This window comes from Paraburkholderia sp. BL23I1N1 (assembly GCF_003610295.1).
Lineage (GTDB): Bacteria > Pseudomonadota > Gammaproteobacteria > Burkholderiales > Burkholderiaceae > Paraburkholderia.
In genome coordinates this window covers 3,249,174-3,273,431 of sequence record NZ_RAPV01000001.1, presented here as the reverse complement: position 1 = coordinate 3,273,431, position 24,258 = coordinate 3,249,174, and the positions used below count along the sequence as shown (strand labels likewise).

15 protein-coding genes, 2 tRNA genes and 3 rRNA genes are annotated in these 24,258 nt (G+C 59.2%); 15 read left to right on the top strand and 5 right to left on the bottom strand.

Annotation, left to right across the window (positions count from 1 at the left end; genetic code table 11):
- Nucleotides 1-175: 175 nt before the first annotated feature.
- The 4 genes from B0G76_RS15265 to B0G76_RS15250 all read left to right on the top strand — a co-directional run bounded on the left by B0G76_RS15265 (nucleotide 176) and on the right by B0G76_RS15250 (nucleotide 4,203).
- The gene (locus B0G76_RS15265; protein ID WP_120296399.1) at nucleotides 176-949 is read left to right on the top strand and encodes a YfaP family protein; all 774 of its coding nucleotides are present in this window, start codon (nucleotides 176-178) and stop codon (nucleotides 947-949) included.
- A 22-nt stretch (nucleotides 950-971) separates the two neighbouring features.
- The gene (locus B0G76_RS15260) at nucleotides 972-1,769 is read left to right on the top strand and encodes a YfaP family protein (protein WP_120293361.1); all 798 of its coding nucleotides are present in this window, start codon (nucleotides 972-974) and stop codon (nucleotides 1,767-1,769) included.
- Nucleotides 1,770-2,055: 286 nt separating this feature from the next.
- Entirely contained in the window at nucleotides 2,056-3,162 is a 1,107-nt protein-coding gene (locus tag B0G76_RS15255) for a YjgN family protein (RefSeq protein WP_120293360.1), read from the top strand.
- Between the two features lie 6 nt (nucleotides 3,163-3,168).
- Nucleotides 3,169-4,203: a M48 family metallopeptidase gene (locus B0G76_RS15250; RefSeq protein WP_120293359.1), complete on the top strand. Its 1,035-nt coding sequence runs from the start codon at nucleotides 3,169-3,171 to the stop codon at nucleotides 4,201-4,203.
- Nucleotides 4,204-4,373: 170 nt separating this feature from the next.
- Here the strand turns inward: B0G76_RS15250 and rpoD are convergent, their stop codons facing one another.
- Nucleotides 4,374-6,377, bottom strand: coding sequence for an RNA polymerase sigma factor RpoD (rpoD, locus tag B0G76_RS15245; RefSeq protein ID WP_120293358.1), 2,004 nt, complete (start codon nucleotides 6,375-6,377; stop codon nucleotides 4,374-4,376).
- 810 nt (nucleotides 6,378-7,187) lie between these two features.
- On the opposite strand from rpoD, the gene B0G76_RS15240 reads away from it, so the two are divergent.
- From B0G76_RS15240 to B0G76_RS15205, 8 genes are all read left to right on the top strand, one after another.
- A 16S ribosomal RNA gene (locus tag B0G76_RS15240) occupies nucleotides 7,188-8,718 on the top strand.
- 64 nt (nucleotides 8,719-8,782) lie between these two features.
- Nucleotides 8,783-8,859: transfer RNA gene (locus tag B0G76_RS15235), tRNA-Ile, on the top strand.
- Nucleotides 8,860-8,916: 57 nt separating this feature from the next.
- A tRNA-Ala gene (locus B0G76_RS15230) sits at nucleotides 8,917-8,992 on the top strand.
- Between the two features lie 342 nt (nucleotides 8,993-9,334).
- Nucleotides 9,335-12,214 (top strand): 23S ribosomal RNA (locus tag B0G76_RS15225).
- A gap of 150 nt (nucleotides 12,215-12,364) precedes the next feature.
- Nucleotides 12,365-12,477 (top strand): 5S ribosomal RNA (gene rrf / locus B0G76_RS15220).
- Together the 16S, 23S and 5S rRNA genes with 2 tRNA genes alongside form the textbook arrangement of a ribosomal RNA operon.
- Nucleotides 12,478-13,033: 556 nt before the next feature.
- A complete protein-coding gene (gene imuA / locus B0G76_RS15215) occupies nucleotides 13,034-13,873 on the top strand; it encodes a translesion DNA synthesis-associated protein ImuA (protein WP_120293357.1) in 840 nt (279 codons plus the stop codon).
- Complete coding sequence (locus tag B0G76_RS15210) at nucleotides 13,773-15,566, top strand: DNA polymerase Y family protein (RefSeq protein WP_120293356.1); 1,794 nt, start codon at nucleotides 13,773-13,775, stop codon at nucleotides 15,564-15,566. Before imuA ends, B0G76_RS15210 begins: the two co-directional genes overlap by 101 nt.
- A 5-nt stretch (nucleotides 15,567-15,571) precedes the next feature.
- Nucleotides 15,572-19,171: an error-prone DNA polymerase gene (locus B0G76_RS15205; protein ID WP_120293355.1), complete on the top strand. Its 3,600-nt coding sequence runs from the start codon at nucleotides 15,572-15,574 to the stop codon at nucleotides 19,169-19,171.
- Nucleotides 19,172-19,376: 205 nt separating this feature from the next.
- Here B0G76_RS15205 and B0G76_RS15200 read toward each other — a convergent pair whose 3' ends face one another.
- On the bottom strand, nucleotides 19,377-20,297 hold the full coding sequence (locus B0G76_RS15200) for an SDR family oxidoreductase (protein WP_120293354.1): 921 nt from the start codon (nucleotides 20,295-20,297) through the stop codon (nucleotides 19,377-19,379).
- A gap of 13 nt (nucleotides 20,298-20,310) precedes the next feature.
- Nucleotides 20,311-20,529 carry a heavy-metal-associated domain-containing protein gene (locus B0G76_RS15195; RefSeq protein ID WP_120293353.1) on the bottom strand — a complete coding sequence of 73 codons (219 nt, stop codon included), beginning with the start codon at nucleotides 20,527-20,529 and terminating at the stop codon, nucleotides 20,311-20,313.
- 123 nt (nucleotides 20,530-20,652) lie between these two features.
- Between B0G76_RS15195 and cueR the strand changes: the two genes are divergently transcribed.
- The 3 genes from cueR to B0G76_RS42890 all read left to right on the top strand — a co-directional run bounded on the left by cueR (nucleotide 20,653) and on the right by B0G76_RS42890 (nucleotide 22,098).
- Nucleotides 20,653-21,075: a Cu(I)-responsive transcriptional regulator gene (cueR, locus tag B0G76_RS15190; RefSeq protein ID WP_120293352.1), complete on the top strand. Its 423-nt coding sequence runs from the start codon at nucleotides 20,653-20,655 to the stop codon at nucleotides 21,073-21,075.
- Nucleotides 21,076-21,369: 294 nt separating this feature from the next.
- Nucleotides 21,370-21,516: a DUF3563 family protein gene (locus B0G76_RS15185; protein WP_120293351.1), complete on the top strand. Its 147-nt coding sequence runs from the start codon at nucleotides 21,370-21,372 to the stop codon at nucleotides 21,514-21,516.
- A 228-nt stretch (nucleotides 21,517-21,744) separates the two neighbouring features.
- Nucleotides 21,745-22,098: a hypothetical protein gene (locus B0G76_RS42890; protein WP_183082059.1), complete on the top strand. Its 354-nt coding sequence runs from the start codon at nucleotides 21,745-21,747 to the stop codon at nucleotides 22,096-22,098.
- A gap of 92 nt (nucleotides 22,099-22,190) precedes the next feature.
- Here the strand turns inward: B0G76_RS42890 and B0G76_RS15175 are convergent, their stop codons facing one another.
- Together B0G76_RS15175 and B0G76_RS15170 are read right to left on the bottom strand one after the other, a co-directional pair.
- Nucleotides 22,191-23,036, bottom strand: a complete 846-nt coding sequence (locus B0G76_RS15175) for a 23S rRNA (adenine(2030)-N(6))-methyltransferase RlmJ (protein ID WP_120293349.1) — start codon at nucleotides 23,034-23,036, stop codon at nucleotides 22,191-22,193.
- 204 nt (nucleotides 23,037-23,240) lie between these two features.
- Nucleotides 23,241-24,212 carry an aldo/keto reductase gene (locus B0G76_RS15170; RefSeq protein ID WP_120293348.1) on the bottom strand — a complete coding sequence of 324 codons (972 nt, stop codon included), beginning with the start codon at nucleotides 24,210-24,212 and terminating at the stop codon, nucleotides 23,241-23,243.
- Between the last annotated feature and the right edge of the window lie 46 nt (nucleotides 24,213-24,258).

Genomic DNA, 24,258 nt, shown 5'->3' with positions numbered 1-24,258 from the left:
GGTCTCGCGCCCGCGCCCGCTTTCGCAAATGCTCCCTGCGACGCTGCTTACGGCACCGCTTATTGCATCGCTTTTTGCGCCGCTTGTAGCACGGCGTGTCGCACCGCTTATGCGCCGCGTCCGATCTCGCACGGCAGTCGCCTTTATCGTGGCTACGCTATCGGCAACTACCGCAATGAACGTACAAGCAGCAGGCGCGGACGGCAGCAGCAGCGCGCTCGCCGATCTCACCGGCGCATTCGGCGGGTGGCGCCACAGCGGACTGACGAACGAAGGCGAGCACTTCGTCGCAGCGTATCCCCGGTTGCCAGTCGACCGCGGCGCGCAACGCTATCGCACGCTGATCGAAGGGCGCCTGAAGCGCTTCGACAAACACGCGCGCAAGCCGCCCACGCTGGTCGTCAACGGCAACCCCACGCCGCTCTATACCGACGACGAAGGCGCATTCGCGCGTCCGTGGGCCTTCGGCGCGGGCTCGAACAGCATCGAACTGATTTCCGCCGACGGCAAACAGCGCCAGCGCATGCAGTTCTACGAAGCCGACCGCAGCAAGCCGCAGGCCAAGCTGCGCGCGATCGTCACGTGGGATGATCCGAAAGCGCAGGTGGATCTGCACGTGATCACGCCGGACGGTCTGCACGCGTTCTTCGCCAACCCCACGCTCGAAGACGGCAGCGGCTTCGACGTCGATTCGGTGGACGGCGCGGGTCCGGGAATATTTTCGTCGTCGGCGCCCGAGCACGGTACGTGGCTGTTCTTTCTGAACTACTGGGGCAACTTCGATTCGACCGGCTATGACTTCGACGCCGCCGCGCACGAGCGCGACGTGATTACCGCGACGTTGACGCTGGTCTTCAATGAAAACACGCCGAACGAACGGCGCGAAACGAGAGTCGTGCCGCTGCGCAAGATCGGCGACCTGCTGCTCGTGAAAAGCGAGCGACTCTGACAGCGAGATGGGAGCAGTGACGATGAAGTTCAAGACGACGGGTTGGGTGAAGGCTTGCCGGGTGGTGCTCGCTGTCGCCTGTTTGCAGGCTGCGACGGCGGCGCACGCGAGCGATATCGACTTCGCCGCGCCGCTGAACGGCTGGCGCAACACCAGCGGCGACAGCGAGCGCTATACGCAGGATGTGCATTACCCGGCGGTGTCGGTGTCGACGCCGGAAGGCCAGTCGAAGTTCGCGCTGATCGAAGGACAAATCCGTAACGCCCCGAAGAAGAAGGGCACCACGGTGGGCACACTGGTGGTCGACGGTACGCCGTTGCCGCAGCGCGTTGAAGAAGACGGCAAGTTCTCGCGGCCTTACGCGTTTCCGTCCGGCAGCAACAGCGTTGAATTGCGGGCACCGGACGGGTCGCGCAAGCGCGTGCAGTTTTACGACGCGTACAGCGGCAAAACGCAGCCGAAGTTGCGCGTGCTACTCGCATGGGACACCGACGGCACCGATCTGGACTTGCATGTGGTCTCGCCGGACGGCGTGCATACCTGGTATGGCGACCGCGTTGCACCGAACGGCGGCGCGCTCGACGTGGATGTGACGACCGGCTATGGGCCGGAGATTTACTCGTCGTCGGCGCCGTTGAAGGGCACGTATCTGATCTACGTGAATTACTACGGCAACGGAAACAGCGGCAGCGATATGACCGTCGCTCAGGTGACGATCATCACGAACGAAAATGCGCCCAACGAGAAGAGCGAAACGATTCGGGTGCCAATGCGTAAGCCGGGCGAGCTGACGCTTGTGAAGACGTTCGTGATGCCTTGAAGCGGTTGGCGAGTCACCGCGTTTGACGTTTTTAAAGCTATGCGAAATGAGTTGGTTTGCCGGCTGACTATTCGTTCAACGAGGGGGTGAATGGTCAGATTTGAAGTCTGTTTAAATTTAAAGAGAAGCGTGTAATCATCGCGCTTATCGGCCTGCTACTCCTGCGAGCCGGATTGCAAATTTTCACACAGCTCAGTCAGTTTTACACGGGAAAGACCACCCGCCCGCGACGCCTACGCGCACGCGGGTCACAAAAACGTATATTGCCAGCTAGGGGAAGCAAAAAATGGACTCACTCGACCAGAAGCAGCCGCTGTTGAGCTACGACGGCACGATTGGAGAGCTCTACGGAATATTTGTCAAAAACCTGTTGCTGCAGATCATCACGCTCGGCATTTATCGTTTTTGGGCCACCACGAATAACCGTCGATATATCTGGTCGCGCATGCGTTTTCAAGGTGAGCGTTTTGAGTACACCGGAACCGGCGGCGAATTGTTCAAGGGCTTTCTGCTGGCGATTGCGATTATGTTCGGAGCGATCGTCGGTGCAGTCATTCTCAGCGGGATTCTGCGCGCAATCACAGGGAGCGCCGCGCTGGCCGTCTTGCCGATCATCGTCCTCTACATCGTGATTGCGGTGGTCGCGGCGGGAGCGTATTTCAGTGCGCAGCGATACCGCCTGAGCCGCACCCAATGGTGCGGGATTCGCGGGGGCATGACCGGCTCATCGTGGGTCTACGGCGTCTATGTATTGCTGTATGGCCTGCTGTGCATCGTCACGCTTGGACAGATGGTGCCGTGGGTGTCCATGCGTCTTGCGGAGCGCCGAATCAATGCGAGCAGTTTCGGCAGCCTGCCGTTTCATTTTGAAGGCCGTGCAGGCGCGCTGTATGGCGCGTTCGTCGGCACGTTCTTGGGCATCGTCGCGCTGCTCGTCGTGCTCGGAACCATTTTCTTCAAGAGCTTCGTGGCGCTGCTGCCCATCGGGCATGCGCCGATGAAGGCCCATGATCCCGCTGCGTTTGCCGCATTCGGTTCGCTGTTCCTGTTTTATGTGCTGTTCATCGTCGGCGCGTTGCTGATCCAATGCTTCTATCTGGCGTTGGTGACACGCCATGTGATGGGCAACACGACGCTCGGCACGCAACTGCGTTTCGGCAGCAGCATCACCGCTGGGCGTCTGCTCGGCATGGTGCTGGGCAATCTGGCGATCATCGTCTTTACGCTGGGTCTGGGTCTGCCGATCGTGTTGCACCGCGTGATGCGGTTCGCCGCCGATACGCTGCAGGTGTCCGGTCAACTCGACCCGCAGACGCTCGGTCAAAGCGATCAGACGCCGCCGCGCACGGGCGAGGGCATGCTGAACCTGCTCGATCATGGCGGCGCGTTCTGACGCGGTTTGGAACCTCCTGTTCCCACCGGCACACGCTATTACGACGGCCGCAGTGCCGCGCCTCACGCGGCAACGCTGCGCTGGAGCGAGGCGTTTCTGTCGATCGACGGCGTCGATGGGGAACTGGCGATTTGGCCGCGTGCACGGCTGATCGTCGGCGAGCCTGACCCGGAAGGACGAGTCGCGTTGTCGTGCAAGGGCGAGTTGGGCCGCGTGTTGACCGACGCCTTGTCACTGCCCGTGCAGATGCCGGTATCGCGCATGCAGCGCCGGCATTATCTGGGTTGGATCATGGTCGGCGTGGCGGCAGTGGCGCTTGCGTTCGTGCTCGTCGCGCGACTGCCAGCGGTTGGCGCGGCGCTTGTGCCCCGAAGCGCGGAAAACCGGCTTGGCGAGATGGTTGAGTCGGTCGTGGTCGGCAAACATCGCGTGTGCCGCGGCGACGACGGACAACGCGCGCTCGAGCAACTCGAAGCGCGGTTGGCCCATGCCGCGGGGATAGCGCAACCGGTACGCGTGGTGGTCATCGACAGCAAGACCGTCAACGCCCTGACGCTGCCGGGAACCCGCATGATAATCATGCGGGGCCTGTTCGAACAGGTTGGCAATCCTGATCAACTGGCCGGCGTGATGGCGCACGAGACCGGACATATCGCGCGGCGCGATCCGTTGACCGCGTTGTTTCGCGGCGCCGGTATCAGCGTGATCAGCACGATGTTCGGCATCAATCTTGGTTTTGCAGACGTGTCTTCGCTGGCAGGGCGATTGGTGGGTTTGTCGTACAGCCGCGATATGGAGCGACTCGCCGACGCGAACGGCGTTGCCTATCTGCAAGCGAGCGGATTGCGCAGTGATGGGCTTGCCGCATTTTTTGCATTGACCGAAAAACGTAGCGGCAGCGCCAGTCGTGCGATTGAATTCCTGTCGGATCATCCGCGTACGATCGATCGGGAAAATCGAAGTCAAGGATCGCCGCTCGGCGACAGCGCGTTGACGGCGCAGCAATGGGCGGCAGTTCAGGCGATGTGCGAGAAGCCGTGAGCCGTGCGAGCTGTTGGAAGCGCTGGTCTGAAAGCCAATAGACTCAACGACTTGGGTGACTCTTGCTCAGGATATCCACAGGCTTGCGAACAATTTCTGTGGACAGTTGGGGGAGGCTGAGAGGGAGGCGCGCTTGCCGTGCATGACGCACGACAAGCGCAACAGCTTGATTAACGGTCGAGGAACGACTTCAGACGGTCTGCGCGGCTCGGATGCATCAGCTTGCGCATGGCCTTGCTCTCGATCTGACGAATCCGCTCGCGCGTGACGTCGAACTGCTTGCCGACTTCTTCGAGCGTGTGGTCCGACTTCGTGTTGATGCCGTAACGCATACGCAGCACCTTCGCTTCGCGCGGCGACAGCGAGTCGAGCGCGTCGTCGATGGCAGCGCGCAAGTCGGCCTGCATCGCTGCGTCAGCCGGCGAGGAAGCTGCCGAGTCTTCGATCATGTCGCCGAGCGTGGCGTCGCCGTCGTCGCCGACCGGCGTTTCCATCGACACCGGTTGCTTGGCGATCTTCAGGATGCCGCGCACCTTCTCTTCCGACAATTCCATGCGCTCCGCCAGCACCGACGGATGGGCTTCCTGACCGGTCTGCTGCAGGATCTCGCGCGAAATGCGGTTGAGCTTGTTGATCGTTTCGATCATGTGCACCGGCACGCGAATCGTGCGCGCCTGATCGGCGAGCGAGCGCGTGACGGCCTGGCGAACCCACCAGGTTGCATACGTCGAAAACTTCCAGCCGCGGCGGTATTCGAACTTGTCCACCGCCTTCATCAAACCGATGTTGCCTTCCTGGATCAGGTCGAGGAACAGCATGCCGCGGTTGACGTACTTCTTCGCGATCGAGATCACGAGACGCAGATTCGCCTCGATCATCTCGCTCTTGGCCTTGCGCATCTTCGACTCGGCCGCGACCATCTGACGATTGATCTCTTTCAGATGCTTGAGAGGCAGCGAAACGGTGGCCTCGATGTCGATCAGCTTTTGCTGTTCCGATTGGATTGCCGGCAGATGGCGCTCCAGCGCGGCGCCAAATGACGATGCACCGCGCGCGGCACGATCGGTCCAACCCAGATCGGCTTCGTGGCCCTTGAACGATTCGATGAACTGCTCGCGCGGCATGCCGCTCTTCGTCACCACGATTTGCAGAATGTTGCGCTCGATCGCACGAACCTGAGCAACCTGGCTTTGCACGTCGCCGCACAGGCGGTCGATCGTACGAGCCGTGAAGCGAATCTTCGCGAGGTGCTGCTGGATCTCTTCGCGGGCGCGCAGGTAGGCCTTGGAGCTGACGTCGCCGCGCGTGTGCGAGGCGTTCATCTGATCGGACAGGATGCCGACCTGGGCGAAGATTTCGAGGCAATCGTTCGTGAGTTGCTTCAGACGTGCTTCGTCCGCTGCCGAGGAGTCGGCCGGACCGGCGTCGTCATCGTCTTCGCTATCGCTGTCGTCATCGTCGGTGCCTTCGGCGTCAACGTCCGCTGTGGCGTCCGTGCTCGCGTTGGCGTCTTCGGCGGCGGCCGTGACTTCGTTCAGGCCGTCGACCAGTTCGTCGATCCGCAGTTCGCCGTCCGCAACCTGTTGGGCGCTTGCCAGAATGGCGGAGATCGCGAGCGGGCAAGCGGCAATCGCCTGCACCATTTCGTGAAGACCGTCTTCGATGCGCTTCGCAATCGCAATTTCGCCCGCGCGGGTCAGCAGCTCGGTTGCGCCCATTTCGCGCATGTACATACGCACGGGGTCGGTCGTACGGCCAAACTCGGAATCGACGGTTGACAACGCGACTTCGGTTTCCTCGTCAGCCTGATCGTCCGACACCACGGCGGGGGCGTTCGAGTTGAGCAGCAGGGTTTCCGCATCCGGAGCCTGCTCGTAGACCTGCACGCCCATGTCGTTGAAGGCGCTGACGATGCTGTCGATCGCCGCCGTCTGCGCGAAGTTGTCGGGCAGGTGGTCGTTGATCTGCGCGTGGGTCAGGTAGCCTTGCTCCTTGCCCAGCTGGATCAGCGCGCGCATCTGGCGCTGGCGCTCTTCGGCTTGTTGCGGCGGCAGTTCGGCCGCTACGGGGATCGCTTTGCCTGCGCCCTTGCCCTTGGCTGTACGGCCAGCGGGTGCTTTGGCGGTGTATCCGGCAGTTTCGTGTTGCGAATCTTCGCGATCAAAAGGGTTCACGTATTCTCCTCTGGAGGCTTCGCTATGAGACGCAAGACGCGACCGTCAGGCGTTTCGAGCATGGCTCAACATCACCTGAGTGACTCAACGCGGTTGTTTGGCTGTGCTCTGGGGAGCAAAAAAGATGAGCCCGCACGAAGCGGGCCGATAGAAATGTGCGAAATTCGCGCGGCTCGCATTATATACGACCTTGCGCCTCCGCGCTCATTGTGAGCGCACCTTTCGTTGCGCGCTCGTGTCGCCGGTCCGTTCGCGCCCCGCCGGTGATAGGGCGGGCGCTCGTCACGGGCGGCGCGTCGACAGTTCGCCGCGCCTGACGGACAGGCTTCCTACTATATAGGTGAACTGGCGCGCCGTCACACGACGTGCTCGCAATCTGCTTCCTTGCTCTATATAGGGGCGCTAGACGGGGACGCAAGTTCTGGCGTTGATTGGCGCTTGCCCAAAAGAAAATTCACAAAAGGGGGTTGACGACGTGCCAGTCGTTCTCCATAATCTCGTTTCTCTGCTGCTGATGCAGCGACGCAGAACGAAGCGGTGCCGGGTGTTGTGATGGTTGCAGCGCGGTGCCGGTCTGGTAGTGGATGCGGACTCGATCTTTAAAAATTAACAGCCGATAAGTGTGGGCGCTTGATGCGCGACGCGAGCCGGATCTTTCGGGATCTGGCGTAAGCGAAAGTATCAAGTCTCACACTAGTATTAAAGGAAGGTTTTCCTGCTGGTATGGATTCATGCTGGCAGGATGATCATTCGTCAGTACGTTGAGTGAGCGACCGGTTTCGAAAGAGACCGAAAAACAGTAACAGGTTTGAACTGAAGAGTTTGATCCTGGCTCAGATTGAACGCTGGCGGCATGCCTTACACATGCAAGTCGAACGGCAGCACGGGGGCAACCCTGGTGGCGAGTGGCGAACGGGTGAGTAATACATCGGAACGTGTCCTGTAGTGGGGGATAGCCCGGCGAAAGCCGGATTAATACCGCATACGCTCTACGGAGGAAAGGGGGGGATCTTAGGACCTCTCGCTACAGGGGCGGCCGATGGCAGATTAGCTAGTTGGTGGGGTAAAGGCCTACCAAGGCGACGATCTGTAGCTGGTCTGAGAGGACGACCAGCCACACTGGGACTGAGACACGGCCCAGACTCCTACGGGAGGCAGCAGTGGGGAATTTTGGACAATGGGGGCAACCCTGATCCAGCAATGCCGCGTGTGTGAAGAAGGCCTTCGGGTTGTAAAGCACTTTTGTCCGGAAAGAAAACCTCCGCCCTAATACGGTGGGGGGATGACGGTACCGGAAGAATAAGCACCGGCTAACTACGTGCCAGCAGCCGCGGTAATACGTAGGGTGCAAGCGTTAATCGGAATTACTGGGCGTAAAGCGTGCGCAGGCGGTCCGCTAAGACAGATGTGAAATCCCCGGGCTTAACCTGGGAACTGCATTTGTGACTGGCGGGCTAGAGTATGGCAGAGGGGGGTAGAATTCCACGTGTAGCAGTGAAATGCGTAGAGATGTGGAGGAATACCGATGGCGAAGGCAGCCCCCTGGGCCAATACTGACGCTCATGCACGAAAGCGTGGGGAGCAAACAGGATTAGATACCCTGGTAGTCCACGCCCTAAACGATGTCAACTAGTTGTTGGGTCTTCATTGACTTAGTAACGTAGCTAACGCGTGAAGTTGACCGCCTGGGGAGTACGGTCGCAAGATTAAAACTCAAAGGAATTGACGGGGACCCGCACAAGCGGTGGATGATGTGGATTAATTCGATGCAACGCGAAAAACCTTACCTACCCTTGACATGTATGGAATCCTGCTGAGAGGTGGGAGTGCCCGAAAGGGAGCCATAACACAGGTGCTGCATGGCTGTCGTCAGCTCGTGTCGTGAGATGTTGGGTTAAGTCCCGCAACGAGCGCAACCCTTGTCCCTAGTTGCTACGCAAGAGCACTCTAGGGAGACTGCCGGTGACAAACCGGAGGAAGGTGGGGATGACGTCAAGTCCTCATGGCCCTTATGGGTAGGGCTTCACACGTCATACAATGGTCGGAACAGAGGGTCGCCAAGCCGCGAGGTGGAGCCAATCCCAGAAAACCGATCGTAGTCCGGATCGCACTCTGCAACTCGAGTGCGTGAAGCTGGAATCGCTAGTAATCGCGGATCAGCATGCCGCGGTGAATACGTTCCCGGGTCTTGTACACACCGCCCGTCACACCATGGGAGTGGGTTTTACCAGAAGTGGCTAGTCTAACCGCAAGGAGGACGGTCACCACGGTAGGATTCATGACTGGGGTGAAGTCGTAACAAGGTAGCCGTATCGGAAGGTGCGGCTGGATCACCTCCTTTCTCGAGCTAACGTGTCAATGCGTTGAGCGCTCACGCTTATCGGCTGTGAACAGGACAGACTCAGGGGTCTGTAGCTCAGTTGGTTAGAGCACCGTCTTGATAAGGCGGGGGTCGATGGTTCGAATCCATCCAGACCCACCACTGTTTCTGCGGTGGCTGAACTAACCAACCGGAGACACCTGAAGTACTTGTGTGACTGGGGGATTAGCTCAGCTGGGAGAGCACCTGCTTTGCAAGCAGGGGGTCGTCGGTTCGATCCCGTCATCCTCCACCAATCTTCAATGCCGGTTTTACTGCGGCAAACCCTGAAAGAGGTTTGCGGTGTAGTGAAACGGGCATTGGCGATTGAGCCAGTCAGAGTGATATGCGGTTATAGCAACCGCAATATCGGCTGTCGTTCTTTAACAATCAGGAAGAAGTAGTAAAGAGATTCACGAAAGATCGCCTGGAGATGGGTGATTGAGTAGGTGAATCAGGGTTGTGATTGTATCAATGTATGAAAAGAGGGATCGAGAGATCGCTTTTGGAATACGGCGCAACACGAATACTCAACCTGTAGCGATTGTGAGGAACACGTCATTCCCAGTGGATGAGGTGGGAGACACACCCGTTATAGGGTCAAGCGAACAAGTGCATGTGGTGGATGCCTTGGCGATCACAGGCGATGAAGGACGCGGTAGCCTGCGAAAAGCGGTGGGGAGCTGGCAAACGAGCTTTGATCCACCGATATCCGAATGGGGAAACCCGGCCCGAATGGGTCATCCATGACTGAATACATAGGTCATGTGAAGCGAACGCGGTGAACTGAAACATCTAAGTAACCGCAGGAAAAGAAATCAACCGAGATTCCCAGAGTAGTGGCGAGCGAAATGGGACCAGCCTGTACTCTTTATCTTCATTGTTAGTCGAAGGCTCTGGAAAGTGCCGCCATAGCAGGTGATAGCCCTGTAGACGAAAACAGCGAGGAAGAACCAGGGGTACGACAAGTAGGGCGGGACACGTGAAATCCTGTCTGAAGATGGGGGGACCATCCTCCAAGGCTAAATACTCGTGATCGACCGATAGTGAACCAGTACCGTGAGGGAAAGGCGAAAAGAACCCCGGGAGGGGAGTGAAATAGATCCTGAAACCGCATGCATACAAACAGTAGGAGCCTCGCAAGGGGTGACTGCGTACCTTTTGTATAATGGGTCAGCGACTTACATTCAGTGGCAAGCTTAACCGATTAGGGCAGGCGTAGCGAAAGCGAGTCCGAACAGGGCGATTCAGTCGCTGGGTGTAGACCCGAAACCAGGTGATCTATCCATGGCCAGGATGAAGGTGCGGTAACACGTACTGGAGGTCCGAACCCACTAACGTTGAAAAGTTAGGGGATGAGCTGTGGATAGGGGTGAAAGGCTAAACAAACCTGGAAATAGCTGGTTCTCTCCGAAAACTATTTAGGTAGTGCCTCGTGTATCACCTTCGGGGGTAGAGCACTGTCATGGTTGTGGGGTCCATTGCGGATTACTACGCCATAGCAAACTCCGAATACCGAAGAGTGCAATCACGGGAGACAGACATCGGGTGCTAACGTCCGGTGTCAAGAGGGAAACAACCCAGACCGCCAGCTAAGGTCCCCAAATATTGCTAAGTGGGAAACGAAGTGGGAAGGCTAAAACAGTCAGGAGGTTGGCTTAGAAGCAGCCATCCTTTAAAGAAAGCGTAATAGCTCACTGATCGAGTCGTCCTGCGCGGAAGATGTAACGGGGCTAAGCAATATACCGAAGCTGCGGATGCACATTGATGTGCATGGTAGGAGAGCGTTCCGTAAGCCTGCGAAGGTGCACTGAAAAGTGCGCTGGAGGTATCGGAAGTGCGAATGCTGACATGAGTAGCGATAAAGGGGGTGAAAGGCCCCCTCGCCGTAAGCCCAAGGTTTCCTACGCAACGTTCATCGGCGTAGGGTGAGTCGGCCCCTAAGGCGAGGCAGAAATGCGTAGCTGATGGGAAGCAGGTTAATATTCCTGCACCATTGTTAAATGCGATGGGGGGACGGATCGCGGAAGGTTGTCCGGGTGTTGGAAGTCCCGGTCCTTGCATTGGAGAAGGCGCTTAGGCAAATCCGGGCGCGCAATTCAAGGGTGCGAGGCCATTCACTTAGGTGAAGAAGCAATCGGAAGTGGTTCCAAGAAAAGCCTCTAAGCTTCAGTTTAACAAGACCGTACCGCAAACCGACACAGGTGGGCGAGATGAGTATTCTAAGGCGCTTGAGAGAACTCGGGAGAAGGAACTCGGCAAATTGGTACCGTAACTTCGGGATAAGGTACGCCCCTGTAGCCTGACTCGCCTGCGCGAGAAGGGTGAAGGGGTTGCAATAAACTGGTGGCTGCGACTGTTTAATAAAAACACAGCACTCTGCAAACACGAAAGTGGACGTATAGGGTGTGACGCCTGCCCGGTGCCGGAAGATTAAATGATGGGGTGCAAGCTCTTGATTGAAGTCCCGGTAAACGGCGGCCGTAACTATAACGGTCCTAAGGTAGCGAAATTCCTTGTCGGGTAAGTTCCGACCTGCACGAATGGCGTAACGATGGCCACACTGTCTCCTCCCGAGACTCAGCGAAGTTGAAGTGTTTGTGATGATGCAATCTCCCCGCGGCTAGACGGAAAGACCCCATGAACCTTTACTGTAGCTTTGCATTGGACTTTGAACCGATCTGTGTAGGATAGGTGGGAGGCTATGAAGCGTGAACGCCAGTTTGCGTGGAGCCGTCCTTGAAATACCACCCTGGTTTGTTTGAGGTTCTAACCTTGGCCCGTGATCCGGGTCGGGGACAGTGCATGGTAGGCAGTTTGACTGGGGCGGTCTCCTCCCAAAGTGTAACGGAGGAGTACGAAGGTACGCTAGGTACGGTCGGAAATCGTGCTGATAGTGCAATGGCATAAGCGTGCTTAACTGCGAGACCGACAAGTCGAGCAGGTGCGAAAGCAGGTCATAGTGATCCGGTGGTTCTGTATGGAAGGGCCATCGCTCAACGGATAAAAGGTACTCTGGGGATAACAGGCTGATACCGCCCAAGAGTTCATATCGACGGCGGTGTTTGGCACCTCGATGTCGGCTCATCTCATCCTGGGGCTGTAGCCGGTCCCAAGGGTATGGCTGTTCGCCATTTAAAGAGGTACGTGAGCTGGGTTTAAAACGTCGTGAGACAGTTTGGTCCCTATCTGCCGTGGGCGCTGGATATTTGAAGGGGGCTGCTCCTAGTACGAGAGGACCGGAGTGGACGAACCTCTGGTGTACCGGTTGTCACGCCAGTGGCATCGCCGGGTAGCTATGTTCGGAAGAGATAACCGCTGAAAGCATCTAAGCGGGAAACTCGCCTTAAGATGAGATATCCCCGGGGCTTCGAGCCCCTTGAAGGGTCGTTCAAGACCAGGACGTTGATAGGTCAGGTGTGGAAGCGCAGTAATGCGTTAAGCTAACTGATACTAATTGCCCGTAAGGCTTGATCCTATAACCGGTGTGTTTTACACACGCACGGTTGAGATCAGTGTTGTGCCGGAAACAACACAGCCCAGACTTCATCTGATGAAACCATCATCAGAAACTACTTCTTCCCGATTGGTTGTGCCGCCCGCCAGGGCGACACGGCAACAAGTCATGCCTGATGACCATAGCGAGTCGGTCCCACCCCTTCCCATCCCGAACAGGACCGTGAAACGACTCCACGCCGATGATAGTGCGGATTCCCGTGTGAAAGTAGGTAATCGTCAGGCTCCCCCGCAGCAAACAGAAACCCCACCCGCAAAGGTGGGGTTTCTGCGTTTACAGCCCGCAAAAAACAGCGGCAAGAAAGAAGCGGCGTCAGTACGCTTGCGGCATCATGACCCCGGCAAAGGCGCGTCCGTTTCCGCTGATCCGCCGCCTTTGCGTCACCCGTCAGCAGGACGGCCGGAAAAAACACCGTCAATACGGCCGGGAAGCGGCCGGCGAGGGTTGTGTCCCGGCGTCGTACGCTATCTGATCCGGCCAGGCCCATATCCGCAGCATACACGCCGCGCGGCTCTCCGCTTTCATCCCTTCCAGAGCACGCTAACTCTAGTTTTGTTCGCTTGATAGCAACGCCAAAGGACAACTGCTCCTGCAGGCGAAAAATCTGCAACAAAACAACTTCACCACCCCTCTTCATTTTCTTCCTTCGCGCGTTTCGTCGCCTCACCTCGTCTTAACATCCGCCTCAGAATACTGTATAAATATACAGTGAAAGCTCGTCGCCCCATGCTTGCCCGATGCCGGGCAGGGCGGAGTATTCCCTATTGAACGAGCGTGTCTATGGCAGCAGCGATTCATCTGGCGACAACAGCGCTGTCGTCGCAATTGCGGCGTCAGGTGTGGCAGGGCAATGAGCTTGCCGAGGCGGATTCGCGGGTGATTTCCAGCGGCTATGCTGCGCTGGATCGACTGCTGCCCGGACAAGGCTGGTCGGCCGGCGGCCTGACGGAGTTATTGATTGAACACGAAGGAGTCGGCGAACTGCGTCTGCTGGCCCGCGTGCTTCGGCATCTTACGGCACAAGCCGAACGGTACGTCATGCTCGTGGCGCCTCCTTACCAGCCCTGTGCTTCGGCACTGAGGGCTTGGGGTATCGATGTCGAACGCGTCTTATGGGTGCGCTCGAGTGAAGACCAGGGTCTGTGGGCCGCTGCTCAGGCATTGAAGCAGGATGGTGTGGGGGCCGTGCTGGTATGGCTGCCGAATGCCCGCGCCGATAAGGTTCGGCGTCTGCAGGTGGCGGCTCAGGAGTCGGCCTCGCTAGCATTTTTGATCCGGCCCGTCGAAGCCGCCACGCAATCTTCGCCGGCGCCGTTGCGAATGATCTGTGAACCGCTCTTGCCGGCTAATGCGCAGACGATCAACCGTCGTCAATGGTTGCAGGAGATCGGTATCTCGATCGATATCTTCAAGCGCCGCGGTCCGCCGCTAGCGGAGCCTCTGCGTCTCGTTTTGCCGTTACAAAGCGTCGTGCTGCCGGAAAGCGGAGTCGGCAGCAATCAAGGACGAGAGATCAAACATGTTGTGGATAGCAGTCACATTGCCACTCTTGTCGCTGGAAGCCGTGAAGCCTATCGAGCCGCTCCCGGATGGTTCACCCGCGAAGCCGTATCGGTGTGAGCCCGGCAACGAGGCAAACCAACCTCCCGGTGCGGAAGACGTCACCGAGGTGCGCTGCTATGCGTTGGCCGATCACGCGCACATCCTGATGCCGGATTTCGACGCATTGCGTGCCGGGGTGCATGCGGGTCATTCGCGCTCGTACGCATTGGCTTTGGCTCCTGGTCTCAAGATGCTTATCGCGGACACAGCCCGCGAAACCCAGGCGTTCGAGGCGATGGCGCTCGCTTTGCTGACGTACACCCCGAAGGTATCGCTTGCGCATGCGCATACCTTATTGCTGGAAGTCGGCGCTGGTTTGCGATTGTTTGGCGGCTTGCGCGCGTTGTTGTCACGGGTATCCGCGACGGTAGCTGAATTCGGCTATACGGCGCGCATCGCGTGCGCACCGACAGCATGGGGCGCGTGGCTGTTGGCGCAGGCGCATGCTGCTCGGCAGGGGCATCGTTGGCATGTGATAAAGGAAACCTCGCTGGCGCGGGTCCTCGATCGCATATCTGTCTCGTTGCTGCCGGTTGCGCAGGCGCATCGTGATGTGTTTACCCATGTCGGTTGCTCGACGCTGGCCGATTTGCGTCAGTTGCCAAGGTCAGGTGTCGTGCGGCGTTTCGGCAGTGGCATTCTGGATCTGCTGGCGCAAGCCTATGGCACGCGTCCGGATCCGCGCGAATCGTTTCGGGCGCCGGCATCGTTTCATGCGCAGTTGGAGTTGCCGTCGCGGGTCGATAATGCCGATGCATTGCTGTTCGCCGCGCGTCGGCTGATTGTGCAACTGGCCGGATGGTTGAGCGCACATCATGCGGCGCTCAGCGGTTATACGTTGTTGCTTGAACATGAATTGGCTTCCCGTCATGCGCCTAAGACGTCGAGTCTGAAGGTCGCGTGGGCCATACCGTCGCGCGATGCCGAGCATCTGATCTGGCTGTTGCGTGAGAAGTTGAATCAGACAGTTCTGGTGGCGCCCGTGATCGAGTTGAAGCTGGTCGCGGATCAGATCGACGAGCATGCAGGGCGGTCGGACACCTTGTTTCCAATGCCCGAATCAGACGGCGATTCGATCGCGCGTCTACTCGAACGCTTGAGCGCGCGTTTGGGACCGGAGAACGTGCTGCAGATGTCGGTGCAGGACGATCATCGGCCTGAGCGGGCAATGCGCGCCGAGGCCTACCAGGCGCAAGCGTTTTCACGCAAGAAGCGTTCGTCTGCGAAAGTCAGGAAAAAAATCAAAGCGGATAAAACCTGGCTGACCGATGAGTTGCAGCACGCTGCATTGGAGAGTGTGCGCGTAGACGGCGATGCTACGGAACAGGCAGAGGCAGAACGCACAGCACATCCATTGCACATATCGCAACAGTCTGACAAAACGAGTGACGCTAAAAGCCGCTGTATATCCGTAACGCCATCGGTTGATGCTCAAGCCTCATTCGATCTGCCCGACAGTGCATTGCCATCGCCGCCTCGCCCTGTCTGGATGCTCGACAAACCGCTGCGCCTGATGATGCGCGACCAGCGGCCGATCTATCGTCGGCCGCTGAAAATGCTCATACGTACCGAGCGGATTGAAGCAGGGTGGTGGGACGGTAATCGCGTCGAGCGGGATTACTACGTTGCGGCAGATGATCGTGGCCATATGTTCTGGGTGTACCGGGAACGTTTTAGCGGCGAGTGGTATTTGCAAGGTTTGTTCGGCTAAGCATCATGGCAAATTCCCAGCCCTCAATTTTATTGGAGCAGACGCTTGCGGCCCAACTGCCGCCGTATGCGGAGCTGCATTGTCTGACTAATTTCTCGTTTCTGCGCGGCGCTTCGCATCCGCATGAGCTGGTCGAGCAGGCGATGTCGCGCGGCTATAGCGCGCTCGCGATTACTGATGAATGCTCGCTAGCGGGTGTCGTGCGCGCACACACGGCGGTGAGAGAAATCAAACAGGAGCGGGACCGCCAACAGAAGGAGCGCGAAGACAAGGTGAAAGCCGCGCAAGCAGGAACGTCTCTAGAGGACGCGGCACAGTCAACGGCTACAAATCCAGCGGGCTCACAACAGAAACCTTCGCAGCAGGAAACCCCACAACAGGAGGCGCACAAACCCATCCCTCACCTCATCATCGGCAGCGAACTGAATCTGACGGACGATGCAGGTGAACCGTTCTGCACACTGGTTGCGCTCGCAACCAATCGCAATGGCTACGGCAATCTTTCCGAACTGATCACGCTCGCCCGCTCGCGTGCCGACAAGGGCAGCTATCGCCTCAGCCCGTCCGATTTCGCCGATACGTTGCCGCATCTCGAACATCTCAGGACCTTGCCCGATTGTGTCCTGATCCTCGTGCCGCAACGCACAGCGACGCTCGCACACACGCTGCGCTGCGCGCACTGGCTTGCTGCATGGGCTCCGCAACGCTCATGGATCGCACTCGAACTCTGGCAAACCGGCAGCGACGATCTTCAGATCGACGCGTTGCGAATGATTTCAGAAGCGAGCGGTTTGCCTCTGGTGGCGGCAGGTGGCGTCCTGATGCACGCGCGATCGCGCAAGCCATTGCAGGACACACTGACCGCGATCGGTCTCGTCACACCGCTATCGGCATGCGGCTACGCGCTCGAGGCCAATGCCGAGCGGCATATGCGCACGCGTGTGCGGCTTGGCAAACTGTATCCGCGCGACACGCTTGAAGAAACGCTGCGCATCGCCGCCCTGTGCCACTTCTCGCTCGACGAACTGAAGTACGAGTATCCGGAAGAACTGGTACCCGCCGGCGAATCGCCGTCGAGTTATCTGCGCAAGCTGGTCATGGCCGGCGCAGTCGAGCGTTGGCCGGACGGCATGGATCTCAAACGGATCGATCAGATCGAGAAAGAGTTGTCGCTGATCGCCGAGCTGAAATACGAAAAGTACTTCTTGACGGTACACGATATCGTGCGCTTCGCGCGCTCCAGAAACATACTGTGCCAGGGGCGAGGTTCGGCGGCAAATTCGATCGTGTGCTACTGCCTTCACGTGACGGAAATCGATCCGATACGCATGAACATGCTGATCGAACGATTCATCTCTCGCGCGCGCAGCGAGCCGCCTGATATCGACGTCGACTTCGAACATCAGCGCCGGGAAGAGGTGATTCAATATATCTATGGAAAGTATGGCCGCCATCGCGCCGCGCTCACTGCAACGCTGATCACCTATCACGCGCGCAGTGCGCTGAAGGATGTCGGCAAAGCGTTGGGGCTCGAAGCGTCGCTGATCGAACGGATCAGTAAATCGCAGCAGTGGTGGGACGGCACGGATGCGGTCGCCAAATATCTGGCCGAAGCGGGCTTCGATGCCAGCTCGCACATCACGCGAAATTTGATTCGCCTTACTAAAGAGTTGCGCAACTTTCCGCGTCATCTGTCGCAACACGTCGGTGGCTTTGTGATCGCGAAAGACAAGCTGTCACGGCTCGTGCCGATCGAGAACGCGACGATGAAAGACCGTAGCGTGATCGAGTGGGACAAGGACGATATCGATGCGCTCGGGCTATTGAAAGTCGACGTGCTGGCGCTCGGCATGTTGTCGGCAATCCGGCGCGCGCTGGAATTCGTCGCAATGCGGCGCGGCTTTCCGACATTCAGGGTGCAGGATATTCCGCGCGAGGATCGGGCCGTCTACGAAATGTGCGGCCATGCCGATACGATCGGCGTGTTCCAGATCGAATCGCGGGCGCAGCAAAGCATGTTGCCGCGATTGAAACCGAACAAATACTACGATCTCGTGATCGAAGTCGCGATCGTGAGGCCCGGGCCGATTCAGGGCGGCATGGTGCATCCTTATCTGCGTCGCAAGCAAGGTCTCGAGGCGGAGGACTACGCCAAGGACGAATTGCGGCCGGTGCTCGAGCGCACGCTTGGTGTGCCGATTTTCCAGGAGCAGGTGATGCATCTCGCGATGGTTGCGGCGAAATACACCGGTGAGCAAGCCGATCAGTTGCGGCGCGCGATGGCCGCGTGGCGGCGCACCGGCAACCTGGCGAAGTATCAGGCGGATCTGACCGAGCGCATGCTCAAGCGGGGTTATGAACGCGAGTTCATCGATCGCATCTGCAAACAGATTGAAGGCTTCGGCGAGTATGGTTTTCCGGAGAGTCACGCGGCAAGCTTTGCCTTGCTCGTCTATCTTAGTGCGTGGTTGAAACGTTATGAGCCGGCCGCTTTTCTGGCGGGGTTGCTGAACAGTCAGCCGTTGGGGTTTTATTCGCCGTCGCAACTCGTGCAGGATGCGAGGCGTCACGGCGTCCAGGTCTTGCCGCCGGACGTGACCTTGAGCGATTGGGAGTCGACCTTCGAAAGGCGCAATCATGAAGGGCTGCGGATTTCATCGAACGAGACCTGTTTGCATCGTCAGCAGGCCGTATTATCCGCGCAGCAATTACGCGATCTGTCGTTACGGCGCTTGACGGTGGCACGGACGATCCGGCGCGCGGCAAAAAAGCTGACCGCACGCATATTCCAATCGTCGAAAACTTATGGTGCGCGCGGTCCGGCAGTGCGCATCGGCATGCATCTGATCAAGGGGCTTTCGCAGGCGGCTGCCGAACGCGTCATGGCGGCCCGTCGCGACGCGCAGTTTGCCGACGTCGACGATCTGACGCGTCGCGCGGCATTGACGCGGCGCGATCTCGAAGCGCTCGCCGCGGCGAACGCGCTGGTCAGCATCGCGGGCCATCGGCGCGAGGCGTGGTGGGCGGTGACCGCGCAACACGCGGTGCTCAGGCTGCTGCGCGATGCGCCGATCGCCGAGGCGCCGTTGGCATTGCCGCAGGCAGCCGAAAGCCGCGAGATCGTCGACGATTACGCGAGCATTGGCCTCACGCTCAATCGTCATCCGCTCGCGCTGTTGCGCGAACGTCTTGTCAGGCAGCGTTTTCGCACGGCGGCCGAGCTGGCCGCATGTCAGCACGGCACGCTGGCGCGCGCCTGCGGCATCGTCACCGTGCGGCAGCGGCCAGGCACGGCAAAGGGCACCGTGTTCGTTTCCATCGAAGACGAAACCGGCTCGATCAACGTGATCGTCTGGCCATCGCTGGTGGAAAAGCAGCGCAAAGTGCTGCTGGGTTCATCGTTGCTGGCGGTGTATGGCGTTTTGCAACGAGATGACGGCGTTTCTACCGGCGGTGACAGCGCCGGCAATGCGGTGAACGCAAATAAAGCGGGCAAGGCGAAGCAGAAACAGAAGGGCGAGGTGATCCATCTCGTCGCGCATCGACTCGAAGATCGCAGCGAATGGCTTGGCGAACTGGCCACGGCGAGCCGCGATTTTCATTGATGGCAGACCTGCTATGACCAGGCTCGAATGTCCGGGCGCCATGTCGCCATGTCGCCATGTCGCCATGCCGACGTACCGGCGGCCATGGAAACGCGAGCGGCGTCTGCCGTGGCTCAGCTTGCAAGCCCGATGCCTGGCCGGCGTGTCGTCGAGCCGCGAAAGCACCACGGGCGGTACTTCCTGTGGCTGAGCGCGCGGCCCGGCGTCAGACCGGCGCCTCGCCGCGCCATGGAAACGCGCTCAGCACTTGCCGGATCGCAGCGTCGAACGACGTGCAGCGGCCAATGCCGAGCGCCTCGAGCCGGTCCGACGCCAGGTGACAATTATGAGGACGCGGCGTCGCATCGGTGGGCGTGTACTGTGGCGTCAGTTGCGCATCGAGTTGCAGCGCATCGGCAAGTCGCACGGCAATTTCGTACTTGTTCATCGGCTCACCGCCCGACCATTGCACGATGCCGCGGATCGCATCGCCATGCGCGTGCCGTTCGAGCATCTGCCGGATCACGAACGCGACGTCTGGCGTAAAGGTCGGATAGCGGATCGCCCAAGCATCCATGACGGCGGCCTTGCCCTCGCGCGAAGCCGACGCGGCAATCGCCGGCACGAGACTCGTCACCGCCGATTCTGCCCAATCGACGATCGGTCCATATAGCAGCGGCAAACGCAGTACGCAGCCAAGATCGGTGGATTCCGTCAGCGCGCATTCGCCCTCGAGTTTGCTGCGCCCATAGGCATTGAGCGGCGCGGGCGCCGAATCGTGCTGATAGGGCGGGTGAGTGCCGTCGAACACGTAATCGGTTGAGATTGAAAGCGTCCATGCGCCGCGACGCTTTGCCGCCGCGGCCAGAGTACGCACCGCATCGACATTCAACGCCCGGGCGAGCGCTGGGTCGTGCTCGCACACATCCGGCCGACGTTCCGCGGCGGCAATCACGAGCGCGTCCGGCGCTTCGCGCTTGACAAATTGCGCGACCGCCAGTGCATCGCGAATATCCAGTGCGACGGTGTTCGGACCTGGCCGGCTGAACGCCGTGGCGACAACTTGCCAGCCGGCCTGCTGCGCCAGTTCGTCGACGAGAGCCCGGCCGAGCAGCCCGGAAGCACCAATGACGGCAACTTTGAACATGACGGCCGCTCGCTTAGCGGGCCGAGCCGCCGGTCACCCCGGTCACTGTATAACCGGCCTCGTCGATCGCCGCTTTTAGCGCTTCAGCCGGTTGCACCGAATCGACCGCCACGCGACCGGATGCCAGATCGACCTGGACCTGAGCGGTTCCATCGTGTTCGCGGATCGCATTAGTGACCGCCGCCACGCAATGCTGACAGCTCATGCCTTCTACCTGGAATTCGATCGTCATCGGGATTGCCTCGGAAAAATGAATGTTGCGATGATTGAATTATGCCTGCCGATGCGCGATTAAGTGGCTGACCTTCCCACCATGGGAAGGTGTACGATCGACGCACACACTGGGGAAACGGTCATGAATATTGGTGAAGCGGCCCGCGCGTCGGGTGTCACGGCGAAGATGATTCGCTACTACGAAAGCGTGGACCTGTTGGCGGCGAAAGCGCGCACGAGCGCTGGCTACCGCGTATACGGGCCGCAAGAGGTTCATTCGCTGCGTTTCATCCGCCAGGCGCGCCGCCTTGGTTTTCTGGTCGAAGACATCCGCCGGTTGCTGGCGTTGTGGCATGACCGGTCGCGCGCCAGCGCCGAAGTGAAGGCGATTGCGTTGGAGCACGTCGCGGAACTCGATCGCCGCATTGCCGAGTTGACCGACATGCGCGACACATTGGCGCATCTGGCGGACCATTGTCACGGCGACGAACGTCCGGATTGCCCGATTATCGAGCGGCTAGCCGACACCGATCTGGTGTCGGGGAAGGGTTGTCATCCGATTTGAACGCGTTAGGTGCAACCTGTTGTGGGATTTGTCGAAACCGAACGCTGAAAAGCACAATAATGGTGCAAAATAATTTGGGGCGGCATCAGTCACCTCAAAGAAGCGATCCTGAATTTAGATAAATCAATGACTTACGTGCACCACAGGCGTGCACCATTCCAAAACGGAATGCACGTCATGCGGGCATTTCACTAGCAAGGTTGCACCATAAGGCTATAATCCGGGTTAACCCTTTTACGGGAAATCCCTGATGCAAAACTCGCCGGGGATTCAATCTGATCCTTGGAGAACATCATGTTTGCATACGTACTTGAAAAGCTGAGCACCTGGTTTGAAACTGCAGAACGCAGCCGTCGTGAAGCCTACTTGGCGTCGTCGTCGGATATCGTTCAGCTCGAACAGCGCATCCGTACGCTCGAAACCAACGGCTATTCGCTGTAAGTTTCAACTGCATCGAGTTCGACCCGGCAGCGCTCGTGCGCGGCCATCGCAGTAAAGTGTTGAGCCCCGTATAGACGGGGCTTTGTCACATCTGGAGCGCGAATATTTCACGGCAACTGGCGCTTCAAAGCGATTCATGGCTAAGAACGACTAGCCTGCCAGTGGCCGACGCGGTAAGGTAAGGCGTTTCTGCGCTATCCGGCATTCTCAAACTCAACCGGTCCGCCCATGCTTCCTGTCCGCCTGCTCAAATCCGTTCTGACCATGGTCGTTGCAGCCTCGCTGACAGCGGTTTTCGCAGTACCAGCGACTTTCGCTGCGTCGAGCAGCAACGCCCGCAAACCCGTGATACTCGACTCGCAAAACGGCATTAGCGACGGCCAAAGCGGCACCGTGCTGCAGACCGCGCCGCTCTCGCGACAGCCGATTGTAGGGGCGCAATCCATCGCCACGCCCCCGGAGCTGGCGCCGAATTCGTCGATACCGATCGTTGTCGCGCCCTACGTCCCGGTGCCAATCGGCGGTGGCACGCCGTCTCCACAACCGAAGCCGCAACCTCGTCCCGTGCCTCGTACGCAATAAGCGTCGCCGCGCGATATCTCCTGGCCGTTTCTTTTCAAGCTTTTGACGCTTCGAGCGGCGATGCCTCGGTCGCGCCGAGCCGGTAACGAGCCTCAATCGCCGCGATATTCGACCTTGAACTGCGCGGCTTTGTCCTCGCCGAGCGTTTGGACCAGCCAGGGCATCTGGTCTTTCAGCGTTTTTGCCAGCGTATACGGCGGATTCAGGATGAACATGCCGCTGCCGAACAGCCCGAAGCCGTCGGTTGGCGGATTGCTGACGGTCAGGCTCACATGCAGCCAGTTGCGCTCCTGCAGCTTCTTCAACTGATCGGGGAAGCGCTGCGATTCAAGGCGTCTTACCTGCGGATACCAGACCGCGTACGTGCCGGTCGGAAATCGCTTCAGGCTTTCTTCGACGCAACGCAGCGTGCGCGTGTAGTCGCGCTTGTCTTCGTACGACGGATCGAGCAACACCAGCGCGCGGCGCGGCGCCGGCGGCAGCAATGCGAGGATGCCGTCGAAGCCGTCGCCCGCATACAGCATCGCGCGGCGGCCTGCGTCGCGGAAGTTATGGCGCAGCACGTCGATTTCCGTGGTGTGCAACTCGAACAGGCGCATGCGATCCTGTTCGCGCATCTGCCGCCACGCGATATACGGCGAACCCGGGTAGAAGCGCAACTGGCCGTCCGGATTCAGCGCGCTCACTTCGTCGACGTAATCCGAGAAGATCGAAGGCAGGTCGTTACGCTCCCATAGCTTGGCGATGCCGGTCTGGAACTCGCCGGTTTTGGTCGCGTAGCCTTCCTTCAGCGAATAGACGCCGGCGCCCGCGTGCGTGTCGATATACCAGTAGGATTTGTCCTTCTGGCCGAGGTAGCGCAGTAGCTGCAACACGACGGCGTGTTTCAGAACGTCGGCGTGATTGCCTGCATGAAAGGCGTGGCGGTAGCTGAGCATGATGAGGAGACGCTGAAAGAGGGCGTGCCGGTCCAGGGCGGATTCGGCGATGCGAGTGCAATGCGGCGGCACAACTGAAGTGCAGCGCGGTCGCGTATTGTACGCGACGCCGCGTTGCGCTCCGCAGTGCGTTGCGCGGAGCACGGCCCTGATGATGCGCGGGCCATGTTCCGCGGTACGGCGAGCGCCCGGTCAGGCAGGCGCTCAGGAGTACGTGTCGCCGATGATCTCCTCGATCCTCTCCTTGATCTCCGGCGTGATCCGCTTGGCCACCTCGGCGGATTTCATGTTCTCACCGATCTGTTCGACGCGCGACGCGCCGGTGATGACCGTGCTCACATTGGGATTCTTCAGGATCCACCCAATCGCCAACTGGCCAACCGTGCAGCCCAGTTCGTCGGCCACTTCGCCCAGCTTGCCGACCACGTTGTTCTTGCCGGAATCGGTGAGCTGCTTGCGCAGCCAGTCGTAACCTTGCAACTGCGCGCGGCTATCCGCAGGTACGCCGTCGCGATACTTGCCGGTGAGCAGGCCGGACGCGAGCGGACTCCAGGTGGTGAGCCCAAGGCCGATATCCTCGTAAAGCCGCTTGTATTCCTGCTCGACGCGCTTGCGGTGGAACAGGTTGTACTGCGGCTGCTCCATGACCGGTTTGTGCAGATGATGCCGCTCGGCGATCTCGTAGGCCGCGCGAATTTCGTCGGCGCTCCATTCAGAGGTGCCCCAGTACAGCGCCTTGCCGCGCGTAATCATGTCGCTCATGGCCCAGACGGTTTCTTCGACCGGCGTGTTCGGGTCAGGACGATGACAGAACACCAGATCGACATAATCGAGTCGCAGGCGTTTGAGCGACGAGTCGATCGCGTTCAGCAAATATTTGCGGTTCAGCGTGTGGTATTGGTTCGGCGCTTCGTTGAGCCCCCAGAAGAATTTCGTCGATACCACATAGCTCACGCGCGGCCACGCCAGTTCCTTGAGTGCGTGGCCCATGATTTCTTCGGATTGGCCGCTGGCGTACACCTCCGCGTTGTCGAAGAAGTTGACTCCCGCGTCGCGCGCAGCCGCTAGCGACTCGCGCGCCGCGCGATGATCCACCTGATTGCCGTAGGTGACCCATGAGCCGATGGACAGTTCGCTGACTTGCAGGCCGGAACGGCCCAGACGTCGATAATTCATGCATTCCTCCTTGGTAGTGATGCCGCCGGAATCCCGCTGAAACGTC